Below are 13,698 nucleotides of genomic sequence, written 5' to 3'. Positions count from 1 at the left end.
ATTAGACAAAAAGGTGAGGTTGGTTTTATATGCTTTTTAACATCGAAAAGAAAAATGTTTATAATGATATAAACATTTTTTCAATTTTTTTGGTTGGAATTCTTATTTATTTTAATAATGAGACTTTTCCATCTGTATTTTTCAAGGGACCTGGACAATCAATATTTTATTTGTTTTTTATCTTAGTCGTTTTTTTCTTTTTTAATGTGTTTATAAAAAAGGAAAAATTAAATAAATATAGCACGTATGCTTCATTTGTTTTAATAACCTTAATCTTTATTACAATGTTATTAAATCAGGATTTTTCCGGTGGATATTTTAAGGTTATTAATTGCATTTTAATTGGTTATTTTTTCTCCCATCTTATCTCATTAAGAGAGTTTACAGCTTCGTATGTAAGAGTTATGTTGATTTTAGCGTTGTATTCATTAGTCGTAACTTATATTATTCGCCCACTTACATTCAGTATGCCAAGTTCTCTAGCGCCTATAATAACCAATACTGCAGGGGTCTCCTTTATAGATATGAGATTGTCAGTTGTAGTAAATGATATAAATTATTTTAGGAATTTTGGTATTTTTAGAGAAGCAGGAGTATACCAAGTTTTCCTGAATTTCGCATTGATTTTCGAGCTGTTTTTTAAAAAAACTAAAGTAAATATATTTACGGTCATAGTGCTTTTTCTCACGATTATTTCAACTTTTTCTACACCTGGATATATAGCAGCCTTAATTATTTTATTTGCATTTTTTATTTCACCGAGTAAAAAATCAATGCCATTAGATGTAAGTATTAAAAAAAATAAACGAATTATTGCATCTTCACTTATTATAATAATAATTATTTCATTTTTTATTTTCTTATTTAACGATAATTTCAAAGAGATGGTCCTTGGAACTTTTGATAAGGTATCAGAAGATAACTCTTCTTTTCAAGGTAGAACAGTTGCCATATGGGTCAATCTTGTGGTGTGGATAAGCAATCCTTTTTTTGGGAGCGGGATAAATTCATTAATTAGCACAACATTAGAACTTTTGAAGAATAACTCTTCATATTCAACTTCACATAATACAAGTACGATTGGGGCTTTGCTTGTTGTGTTCGGTTCCTTCTTTACTATAATTTTCATATATTATTTATTTAAATTATTAAATAAATCAAAATACGGCAAGATTACCGGAATCATTAGTTTTCTCGCAATAATGATTTCTATAAACACACAACTATTAATATATAATGAGATTCTCTACACAATTATTGTATTTGGAATGTTAAAGGAAAAGGTTATTTAATAATTACAATTGCGAGTTTATTTTAGGAGAAAAATACTATGAAAAAAGTTTTTATTATTCACCATAGCGGTCATATTGGCGGTGCTGGTGTAAGTTTATTCCATATTGTTAATTCAATAAAATCAATGCGTGATAAATATACTGTAGAAGTTTACTGTCCATCAAGTCCTCCGAGTATTTGCAATTGGCTTGAAGCTAACAATATTAAAGTCATTAAAGCACAATCTACTCCTATACTTTTTAATCATTATAATGGCTGTAATAAATTTGTTCTTGGAAGATTTAGTTTGAAAAATATTAAGGATATAGCTGCTAAAAAAGGATGGCAGGAAATAAAAAATGCTATTGAGATATCCAAACCAGATATAGTAGCAGTCAATTCAATGACATTGTGCTGGATGGGATCACTAATTAAAAAAATGGGTATAAAGGTTATTTGTTTTCACCGTGAAACATATGCGAAAGGGTTATTTGGGGTTAGAACAGAATATATAAAAAAATGTTTAAAAAGGAACTTTGATGGAGTATGTTTTATTTCGAATCATGACAGTGAAGTGTCTGGGGAATTATCAGGAATAGGCCAGGTAATTACAGATAAGGTAGATTTGGATCTTTATAAATTTAAAGATAATAAAGAATTAAGAGGAAAGTTAGGTATTAATTTAAACTCCTTCAATATTGCTTATGTGGGTGGAATATCAAAGTTAAAAGGTGCTCATGTTATTATAAAAGCTTTGGCTAATATGAAAAACGATAATATCCGCGTTGTATTTCTACAATATAATAGTCAGAAGAGATTAAAAACTATTAAAGACTGTAAAAATCTATATCATAAAATAAAATATGCGATTGGCTTTGATTATGAAGCAACTTTATTAAAGTTAATTGATAGAAATAATTTATGGCATAGGATTGATTTCTTTCCTCCTGTAACTAATCCAGAAAAGTATATTTTAGCGTCAGATATAGTTGTTTTTCCATCGATTAAACCTCATCAGGCAAGACCTATTTATGAGGCAGGTGCGGCAAGAAAGCCTATTATTATTACTAATTTTAATCAGACATCAGAATTTACAAAAGATGGATTTAATTGTTTGACGTTTAGTAAAGAAAACTATATAGAGCTTTCTAAGAAAATAAATATTTTGTACAAAAATAAAGATTTATATAATAGGTTATTACAAAATAACTATAAGCAAACAATAAAAAATCACAATTTACTTAACCTACCAATGGAACTAGATGAATTTTTTACGAAAATATAGTTCAAAGATAAGTAAGTATAAAACTAATGCGTACATGTGTTAGTTTTAGGGGCAAAGTATTTTAAGGAGAATAATATGCGAAAAGCAGTAGTAATAAGTTTTTTTAGAAGTAATAATTTAGGTGATTTAGCTTTAAGTTATGCTATTGAAAATTTGGTTGTGGAAAATGGATATGAGGTATTAAAATATGATTTTCTTAATGTAACACCTGTAACAGAAAATAATATTGAAACTTCATTTGAACAAAAAACTAGAACAACAAATTCAAAAGTACGATCAAGACTCGGAGTTATAAAAAGAGCTATTACTAATATAGTTGGCGTAAACTGTATTGAAAATACATATTACCTTTATAATGTTTTGTTTTCTAAAAAATGGAAAAAAATCATTAGCGATATCAAAAGCTCTGACATTTTGGTTTTAGCAGGTGGGAATATGGTGATGGATATAAGCCCTACACTTTCGATTCCAAATTGGGCAACGATTTTCAGGAGTTATTGTAGATTGGCCTCAAAGTATAAGAAGCCTCTCTCTATTGCTTATATAGGTGCTGGACCATTTAATTTTCAAGTAAACAAAGAAATATTCGGAAAGGGTTTGGATCTTGCAAACAATATTTCTGTCCGAGATTCTTTTTCAAAAAAAGTTTGCGAAGAGTTAGTTACTGGAAAAGAAATTGTTCAAACTGTTGATCCGGTTTTTTCTTTGCCTATTAGCATGGAAAAGCAAAGGATTTCTTTGATTGGAAATTTATCAACAGTGAAAATTGGTATCTGTGTCTTAGGAGAGGAATGTTTCGATTCCAAATTAACATATGATTCATATATTGAGGGACTGTATAAACTGATTATGAGTTTATCAAGAAATGTGTCTTTTAATAATAAAATCAATTTTATTCTATTTTCGACTGAGACTGCTGATTATAGCTCAGTCGAAGAAGTTTATACTAAAATAGTTTCTGACCAATCTATCATTATTAAAGTAAAAAAAATAAATAAAGTTGATGAATTAATAGGGCTATATCAAGAATTGAATTTTTTAATAGGTGGGCGAATGCACTCACTTATTTTTGCACAGAAATGCTTATTACCTTTTATTGGAGTTATTTGGCAACGGAAAATTGAGGGATTCGGTGAAGTTACCAATTCTAGTAATCGAATTTATGAAGTGTGTAATTTTAATAATAATATAAATTCTATTGGTCAACAAATATTTAAAGATATTAAAGATATTAATCTAATTAACAAAATGAATAAAGAAAACGATAGACTTAAAAGTTTAGCTAGAAAAGGCCTTATTATTTAATAAGCTTATTCTCTTCACTTTATTTTACCAAAGCCACCTATTATCTTAAAGTAAATAGGTGGTGATTGAAAATGGGGACTAAGACAAGATGAATAAATATAATAAGTTAGCAAAAAATTCTATAATATTTGCTGTTGGTAATTTTGGTTCTAGGTTTATAAATATATTAATGTTACCATTTTATACTAGCGAATTTACTAAATCTGATTTTGGTCAAATTGAGTTAATTACAGTTACATTAGCGTTGTTAATACCGATATTTACAGTATCTATAGTAGAAGCTGTAATTAGATTTAGTCTCGAAAAAAAATACAATTCTTATTTTCAGGTAATAAGCAACAGTTTACTATTTATTGTTTTGGGTACTTTGTTATTAATTTGTTTTTACCCTTTATTGGAAAGTATAGTATATATAAAACCATATTTACACTTTTTTTATATATTATTTATTATTCAGTCTCTTCATTCATCTGTTAAGCAGTTTACTAGGGTAATTAATTTAAATAAAACATTTATGCTAAGTGACATGATCTATACATTTGTATTTGCTACATTAAACATTATGTTCATTCTTATTTTTAACCTAGGTATCGAAGGGTATTTTCTCTCAATGATTTTAGCATATACTATTGATTTAATGTTTTTATCTTTTAAATCTAAAGTAATTAGATATATAGGTTTTATATATCTAGATAAAGATTTAGTTAGGTCAATGTTTTTTTATTGTCTCCCTCTTATTCCAAATACAATTATGTGGTGGTTTATAAATATTTCAGATAGATACTTATTAGCCTACTATTTAGGTTTAAGCGCAAACGGAATATATGCAATAGCAAATAAGTTCCCATCATTAGTTTCAAATATAAGTTCAATTTTCTTTAATGCGTGGCAGGTTTCAGCAATTGAGGAATCTGAAAGTGAAGAAAAAGATGGTTTTTATTCAAATGTATTTAACATATTTTTCTTTGTAATGGTTATTACAGCATCTATATATATCATGTTCAACAAATATATTATTAGTATGCTAGTATCTAATGAATTTTATGATGCCTGGAAATATGCACCTATATTAGTACTTGCAGCACTCTTTTCAAGTTTTTCAAGTTTTATTGGAACTAATTATGTTGCAATGAAAAAAACAAAAGGTGCATTTTACACTTCTTGTGCAGGTGCAGTAACAAATATTTTATTAAATATTATATTAATACCATCGATTGGAATATATGGAGCAGCGATTGCTACCATGATAAGTTTCTTGATAATGTGGATTTATAGAATAATAGATACAAAAAGGTTTGTTAAAATTAAATATCCGTTTATAAGGATTGTTCTTTCTTTTATATTCTTAGGTATTCAAATTATTATTGGGTATATTCATTTTAATATGCTAAGCTGGTTCTTGAATTTAATTATTTTAGGGTTAATAATTATTTTAAGCACTAAGTATACAAAATATCCTTTTTTATTAATGTATAAAAAAATGCGAAAAAAGATTTTTCAACACTAGTTAAAAGGTGATTTTTTCCTTAAATAATTTAATTACTTTCCTTTCTTTTCCTGTGTAAACACTGCGTTTTGTAATTTCCACTTAAATAAGAATATCAAAATGTTTTGATCAATTCCATTAATTGTCACGCTTCAAAATGATCTTTATCGTCAATAATGCAAATAAATAATTGTAATGAATATGGTTACATCAAATATTAATAAAAGTCATGCCTATCCAAGTCTTTCTTTATGTTTTATCTGAAGGTAGAAAAAAGTTTTAGTTTTTTTGAGCTGTTAATCTTTGGTAGTTTATTTAGCAGCTCAAAACTATCTGTTAACACCTCAATTTATTAATGATATCATTAATAAATTATGAAGATGCTAGTCTGTATAAAAGGTATAAGAGATGTAAAAGTGGAGAAAGTTCTAGAATCATTGTGAATACTTATGAGCGATAATTATATCCTACACCTTTGATGATATTAACGTATAACATTCGGCAACTTAGCTAAAATGAGAAAAGTATGCTTTAGTTATAATTATAAATAACTAAAATTTGGTTTATTTAATGCTTAGGATTGCAATGTGTAATTATATTAGATTGAATAAATGGCATAAAAAAAGTTTTTTTATTCATTAATGATAATCCTTTCTTTTTAAGACCTGAGTTTCTGCTTTTTAGGATATTATGATCCAAGAGGGAATGCATACTAACTTTAGCTATAAAAACAAGTCATATTAGGCTTTAATTAAAATAAAAAAGATATATTTGGTAAAAACATGGATATAGTGAAGAATTCCTAGGACTGTTGAGGATATTTTGGATTTTTAATTACAGAGTATTTAGAATATTCAGACTTATGTATTTCGAATCAAACTAAAGAATTTATATTTCAATCTTCTAAATCTCTTTTAGATGTTTCCGTATATGAAGAAATAGCTATTTTTGGAGAAAATGAAAAAACGTGTATTGTGTGAATACAAATTGATTCCTTTAAGAATAAATATAGTGGTTAGACCAAATCCATATTTATCAAATTCTTCTTCCCGCTTATTTCATATTATAACGGGTAAATTTATATTAAATTAAAGGTGTCTAATTCAATAAATAAGAACCCTAGTAAGTCATACAAAATGAGAAGTAATTATTTTTATTCGTACTTTCTGTAAAACTCCATTTGAAGCCTGAGGCATTAAAACAGCAAGTTAAAGACGATTTTTCAATACACGGGGTATAATCTGTTTATTGCCTTTGTCTATTCTGAATCTACCAATTATAGTCAGGTTCTTTGTTAAGGGTGTAAATAGACTATATTATTATAGGATGAAGAATTAATTCAGAATTAAAAATTGTCAACTTTAATCAATTGTTAAGTAAGGGATTGGAGAGATATAATGATGAAAAGAAGAAACCTCTTACGAAATATTTTCCTTTTTATTTTTGCTATCTTGTTTGGCTATACAGTAAAAAAAGAGGGTGAAAATATGGTATTACGACAAAACGATTCATCCGTGTATAATGGTTCGGATGGAAAATCATTAGTTGATGAAATAAAAGTTTTGACAAAAAAATTGACACAAACAGTGAATAACTTAAACGATAGAGGGTTAAATGTTAAAGAATTTGGAGCAAAGGGTGATGGTATATCTGATGATACTGAGGCTTTTAAAAAGGCATTATTAAAAGCCAAAAAAGGTAAAGTTAAGACTGTTTTTGTTCCTGATGGTAAATATCTAATAATAGACACTTTAGAAATGTACTCATTTATTTCGTTAGTCGGTACTCAAAAAACTAACGCCTCTACAAAAAGCGTGAATGAAAACTCGTGTGAGATATTATTTAGACCATCAACTAAAAAACATTTTTTGATTCTAAAACCAGATAATTCTTCTCAACTTTCATACGGATACTCTTCAAGTATTTCAAATATTAGAGTAACAGGCAATACACTGACATTTGGAATGATAAAGGCCGACACGTGTATTTTTTTAGATCGTAGTGCGAGAACCAATTTAGAAAATGTATCTATATATGGGTTTAAAGTAGGTTTACATGTGAATTATGGAATGACAAATACATTTAGGAACGTTGGAATTACTAGGTGCACAGAAACGTGTCTGCTAATAGATAGTGACGTTAGCGTAACTACATCTCAAATTTTTCAGAGCTGTACCTTTAGGGAAGCACCATGGGGAGTAATAATAAAACAAGCAATAGATAATTATTTTTATAGTTGTTTAATCGAAACCACATATGATGGCGGAGTCAACATCCATAGAGGGGCTTCCGCTGAATTCTATGGGACGTATGTTGAAAATGTACCTAACGGTGTCCAAGCACATTTTGATTTAGTTAAAAATACACTTGGTCATGAAGGAAATATGTATGGCGAGATTTTCAGGTGTCATCACGATGTTGATGAAAACTTAAATGAATTTAATGATTTTTATAATACAGTTCGAATTGAAGGTGGTAATTTACAAGGTTCTACGATAAATCCTAAAACATCAACCGCTATAAGTTGTGATTATACTAAGTCAGCATATTTAAGCACAAAGTTAGGCAGTAACCTCAATGGTGTTGTAGCAACCAAAAACACCTTAGGATGGGGAGTTCATCTTAATGGACTTGTAGCATCAGGGGTAACAAACCTAATTGTTGACCCAGCATCCCGTAGAATTGGTGGTAGTTATAGAGAAGGAAACCTTTCTTCAACTGAAGAATCACTAAATTACGTTACTGAAAATATAAATGTTAGTGACTCTTTAGTAGCAAATAGAATAGAGACATCAGAAATTTACAAGGAACGTGTCCGAGTTACAGCTAATGGTAGTGTGTGGAAAACATTGTTTACAATTGATGGATCACGCCCTACAAGTTCTCTTGTATCTATTCATGCATCAACAACAACTAGCAAGATGCAAACAGCACTTTTAGCTGTTACACAGAATGCTAATACTGTAGAAATTAAAGAATTGAGTACAGCGAAACATTCTAAAATTATACCAAAATTCCAGTATAAAGCAGATAGACAAAGCATTTCAAATATTCACGAATTTCAAATTAAGTTTCCTAATGAAAGTTCTGTAACCTATACATATGCAATTATTCATTTATTATATATATAAATGAATTTTTTATAGTAAACGCTGGTGTGCTTTCACCAGGAACTATTTAATTCGTTTAATCAACTAATTTAGTAGTGAAGATTCCTGTCTTCTGTAGGATGGAGAAGATAAGTCTACTAAAATAAGTGAAACTTTACATTTTCCTTTGTTAGCAGAAATATAACTTTTACCGTTGTTAGTGAATTTTCAAATAAAACGTAAATATTTTGAAGGAGAAGACTATGGATTACAAATTCAGTCTTAATTTAAAACACATTCCTAAGGAATTAAGATTAATTTTTGAAATATTAAAGAAGAGAAATGATGATAGAATAATATTAAATAAATATTTTATAAATATAGATTGGGAATATTTTCTCCAATTAGTTACTCATCACCGTGTTTATCCATTGATTTATTTAACGTTGAATAGAATAGAAAATAAGTTAATTCCACCACATGTTATTCAGACGTTATATAAAGAATACAGAAGGAATACATTAAAAATGCTTCACCTATCTGGGGAAATGGAAATAATAAGTAAGTTGTTTGCAGAAAATAAAATTCGTCTTCTTTTTTTAAAAGGCCCGGTTATTGCTGCCGAGCTTTACGATGATATTTCCCTACGAACTTCTAAGGATTTAGACATAATAATACCATTATCAGAACTAGAAAAAGCAGAGGCTCTTCTTATTAGTTTTGGTTATGAAAGAGAGGAGGAAAATCCTACATTATTGAACGAGCAGAAATGGAGATATCACCATGTAACATATTTTCATCCAAAAAAAGGAGTCCAAATTGAAATTCATTGGAGACTAGAACCCCGCCCTTCTAAAGAACCTTGTTTTAATGACCTGTGGGAAAGAAAAAGGGTGAGTACACTCACAAGCTATCCTATTAATTTTTTGGGTAAAGAGGATTTATTTTTTTATCTTACTACTCATGGTGCCCGTCATGGTTGGTTTCGCCTTAGGTGGTTAGTAGATATTGATCAAATGGTGAGAAAAGGTTTATATATAAGGGAAACTAACTTGTCATTGAAGAAATACAAATATCATCATATTGCAGGACAAGCACTTATTTTAACTTCGCAACTTTTAAATTCTCCCATTAATGAAGAGATGAAATTATTAACAGAAAGAAGTCATTCTAAAAAGTTGGCACAAAGTTCCATATTCTTTATCAGAGAAATGGCTTCTTTAGATATTATTATGTCTAATAATTACTATAAGCATTATAGATTATCATTAAAGTCAAATCTACAGAAGTTTCTTTCCTTTTTGATTTTATTTTATCCGGTCTATTCTGATACAGAAATACTCAATTTGCCTAAGCGTTTTCATTTTCTGTATTTTCCCTTACGTCCCTTTTTATGGGCTTGGAGAAAGACTAAGAAAACCGCCTGAAAATACTCACATATGGTTGAAAGTAAATATAAGAATTCTACTGTTTACCATTAGGGGATAAGTGGCGTTTAACGTAGCTTGGGCTATCAAACCCCACGAGCCCTTGAAGATCGAATTAGATATGCAGCTTAGTGTCCAATATATTGACTCAAATTCAAAAGAAAATTATCTGATGTTATTGGGGGGTTAATAATAGCTTATTATAATTGAGAAGACATAGGTCAGAGTTAATAATTGAAGATATTCAGAGTTTTTCATATTCCGTGAAGGAAACCCGTTTATTATTAAATGAAATTGTGGGTGGAGGGTTTATTACGATTAAGCATTTATTTATGGAGTTGCATCTTAAAGAATTAGAGAAAAATCCAAAAGTGCAGATTGCTTCCGAGCTTTCGATCACATATCCAAGAATGACTGGAGGAACTCTAAAGTCAGGAAATGAATAGAAAATGGTACTAACACCATTAGAGAAATTTCAACTATTTAGAAGACAATACGTGAGCACCATACGCAATGCTATTGCTTATCTTTGCCGATTAGCGGGAGTGGGTAGCTTGGTTCAAGGCTGCCCCTGTTAGTGAACAACGTGATAACCAAGATTAAATATTAATTCGATGCATTTATAAACAAGATAAGAAGAAGTAGGAACTTTTCAAATCAAAATGATGATGGTAAGAATAAACTCCTATCGGAAAATGAAGAAAGCCACCTAAGAACACCGTACTTGTCCAAATCCACCCAAAGAGCATTGCGGGGCCCGCTTCTTGGAAAGGGAGTCTGAAGGAATGTATGTATAATAATTCGATGAGGCATTTGAGAGTGTGCTGATATTATAAAGGGAGGGTTTATTTTTGGTATGCCCTCCTTTTCTTGAAAAGATATTTAAGGCTGTCAATACATAAGATTATGTATCTAAAGATATATCAATACTAAGAATGAGGAAGCTTAAGAGTTTCGTATCTATTCTAAAAACAAATAAGTCTTGCTATATAAATAGGCCTTGTATGGGTTGGTTAATTTCAAAACACTATTTATTACTAATCAGGAAGATTGATTAAGACTTAGATAGGTAATTTTTTGATTTGTAAATGGGATAAAAACTATTGACATATGTATAGAAAAATGGTAATTTTAGCTTATTCAGTTCGTTATAAAGAACGAGTTGTTCGTATAATAGTACTCACAACATTTTTATTTTATAGGAATTAAGACCTTTATCAGGGGGATATTTGAACTACTAAAATAATCGTTTAAAATAATATCTGAAATTTCAGGTAGACCAATTAAACATTAGAATAAGTTTAAAGAGAGATATAAATTACTAAAAGGTGCAAGAGTAAAGAGTCATGTCTTAAGGTTGATGAAAGGATGAATTTACATTAAAAATAGAGAAATATGGACACCTTTTAAATTAGTTGGGGTTAAGTTATATGTAAAGATAATAGAAGTATTTTCATAAAGGTTATTAACCAACATAGAGAAAGAAGATAAAGTAATATGTTTTAATATTCATGAGACGCAAACTATTTGAATTGATATTATGTTATTAAATAATTAAAAAAATAGGAAATATTAATTAGTGGATGGGTGTAATTATCCGTAAAAAACAATTGTTACTTTTAATTAGCGTTTCTATTAGATAATAACTCATAATTTTATTTTCATATATAGATCATTTCCCATTTAATGAAACGAAGTTATGGACTATCCTACGAGCATTTACCTAAATTAAATAGAGAACTAGATGGAGCCAAATATGATGGTAATCTACAACGGTATTAGAGTGAAAATAATGAAAAGGCAAATAAGAAATTTAGATTAAACTAATATCAGGGGGAAAACATGAGTGCTATAGCCGGTATTTACCATTTTAATGAAGAGCCTGTAAATCTCCAGTATGGTCGTTATTTAATGACGGCTTTACAGAAGTACCCTGCTGATTCTATCCAAATATGGCATTCAGAAAAGGTTTTTCTCGGTTGCCACGCTCAATGGATTACTCCTGAATCTGTAGGTGAAAAGCTTCCGTACCACGATTCTGAAAGGCAGTGTACAATCACAGCGGACGCTATTATTGATAATCGTGAGGAATTATTCGACGAACTACATATTAGTAAAATAGATAGAAGCATTCTAACTGATAGTCAACTTATTCTATTAAGTTATCAAAAATGGGGAGAAGAAGCTCCTAAGCGTTTAATCGGTGACTTTGCATTCATGATTTGGGATCAGAAGAAAAGAAAGTTATTTGGGGCAAGAGATTTCGCAGGGAGTAGGACACTTTATTATCACAAAAATCATGAGAAATTTGCTTTTTGTACAACTATTGAACCTCTTCTTAAATTACCATATATCGAAAAAAAACTGAATGAACAGTGGTTAGCGGAGTTTTTAGCTATTCCAGGGATGAATGACACTGTAGATGCTTTTTCAACAGTCTATAAACATATAGATCAAATACCTCCCTCTCATACAATATCAATAATTGAAAATAAAGTAATACTTTCGAGATATTGTGCCGTGGTAGATAGTGAGAGATTGCACTTGAAATCAAATAACGAATACGAAGAGGCTTTTAGAGATGTTTTTCAAAGAGCAGCTACTTCGAGATTACGGACACACCGTAAAGTGGGAGCCAATTTAAGCGGTGGATTGGATTCAGGATCGGTTGTCAGCTTTGCTGCAAATACCCTCCGAAACCAAAACAAAAAATTATATACCTTTAGCTCTATCCCTATTGATGAATTTGATGATTGGACCCCAAAACAACGATTAGCAGATGAGAGTCCACTTATTAAATCTACAGTTAATCATGTTGGAAATATCAATGCTAAGTATTTAAAATTTGAAGGCCAAAGCTCATTATCAGTACTAGATGATTGGTTAGAAATAATGGAAATGCCCTATAAGTTTTTTGAAAATTCCGTCTGGGTGAAGGGGATATATGAAGAGGCTAACAAGCTTGGAATAGGAGTATTGTTAAACGGTGCAAGGGGGAATTTTACAATTTCTTGGGGACCGACTTTTGATTACTATGCCTTTTTATTAAGAAAAATGAGATGGATCCGCCTTTATCATGAAGTAAATTCTTATAGCAAAAATATGGGAGTAAAAAGATCGAGAGTAATGAAAGTGATCGGAAAAAAGGCTTATCCTTTTCATCCTAATATAAAAGCAAATAATCAAGATGATTCGCCATTATTAATTAATGATGATTTTGCTCGGAGAACTAAAGTTTTTTCTAAACTAGAGGAACAAGGAATCAATATAATGGGCGTTAATCCTACAAAAATTAATGAGATTAGGAAAAATCACTTTGGTTATCTGAATATGTGGAATATAAAGGGAACAAGTGGAACTAAATTATCCTTGCTGTATTCATTACAGGGACATGACCCTACGAATGATTTACGAGTTATTCAATTTTGTTTATCCCTTCCTTTGGAACAATTTGTGCAGAATGGTTTAGATCGATCACTCATTAGACGATCCACAAAAGGGTATTTGCCTGATGACATTAGATTAAACCAGAAAACTCGGGGAGTTCAGGGGGCAGATACCATTGCTAGAATGCTCCCAAACTGGAAGGAATTTATTGGTGAAGTGGAACAGCTTAGTCAGGATCCGAATATAGCTAATTTTTTGAATATGGGAGCAATTAAGAAGGCACTTAACAAGTTTCGCACAGAACCCCAGCCTAATGTTGCCTTTGATTCTGAATTTAGAATTTTAATGAGAGGTTTAATTGTTTATCGTTTTCTTAAAAGGCTATGTTTATGATGAGGGTTGAAAAAATAGAATCAACCATATAGTTTAACAGAGCCTATTAAATAA

Annotated in this window: 7 protein-coding genes; all 7 read left to right on the top strand. The window is 29.9% G+C overall.

The features are described 5' to 3' along the window. Positions 1-29 precede the first annotated feature (29 nt). The 7 genes from AC1DVB_RS06150 (at position 30) to AC1DVB_RS06120 (ending at position 13,644) form a co-directional block, all read left to right on the top strand. A complete protein-coding gene (locus AC1DVB_RS06150; protein WP_477588569.1) occupies positions 30-1,292 on the top strand; it encodes an O-antigen ligase family protein in 1,263 nt (420 codons plus the stop codon). Between the two features lie 38 nt (positions 1,293-1,330). Further along, positions 1,331-2,557 carry a glycosyltransferase family 4 protein gene (locus AC1DVB_RS06145; RefSeq protein ID WP_477588567.1) on the top strand — a complete coding sequence of 409 codons (1,227 nt, stop codon included), beginning with the start codon at positions 1,331-1,333 and terminating at the stop codon, positions 2,555-2,557. A 75-nt stretch (positions 2,558-2,632) separates the two neighbouring features. Further along, on the top strand, positions 2,633-3,862 hold the full coding sequence (locus AC1DVB_RS06140; protein WP_477588565.1) for a polysaccharide pyruvyl transferase family protein: 1,230 nt from the start codon (positions 2,633-2,635) through the stop codon (positions 3,860-3,862). Positions 3,863-3,950: 88 nt separating this feature from the next. Next, positions 3,951-5,369, top strand: coding sequence for a lipopolysaccharide biosynthesis protein (locus tag AC1DVB_RS06135; protein ID WP_477588563.1), 1,419 nt, complete (start codon positions 3,951-3,953; stop codon positions 5,367-5,369). 1,376 nt (positions 5,370-6,745) lie between these two features. Next, complete coding sequence (locus AC1DVB_RS06130; RefSeq protein ID WP_477588561.1) at positions 6,746-8,479, top strand: glycosyl hydrolase family 28-related protein; 1,734 nt, start codon at positions 6,746-6,748, stop codon at positions 8,477-8,479. Positions 8,480-8,700: 221 nt separating this feature from the next. Continuing rightward, positions 8,701-9,864, top strand: coding sequence for a nucleotidyltransferase domain-containing protein (locus AC1DVB_RS06125; protein WP_477588559.1), 1,164 nt, complete (start codon positions 8,701-8,703; stop codon positions 9,862-9,864). A 1,842-nt stretch (positions 9,865-11,706) separates the two neighbouring features. After that, positions 11,707-13,644 carry an asparagine synthase-related protein gene (locus AC1DVB_RS06120; protein WP_477588557.1) on the top strand — a complete coding sequence of 646 codons (1,938 nt, stop codon included), beginning with the start codon at positions 11,707-11,709 and terminating at the stop codon, positions 13,642-13,644. The last annotated feature ends 54 nt before the right edge of the window (positions 13,645-13,698 follow it).

The sequence above is a fragment of the Peribacillus sp. P4_D6 genome (assembly GCF_056401795.1).
This window is presented reverse-complemented; position numbering and strand designations above follow the sequence as displayed.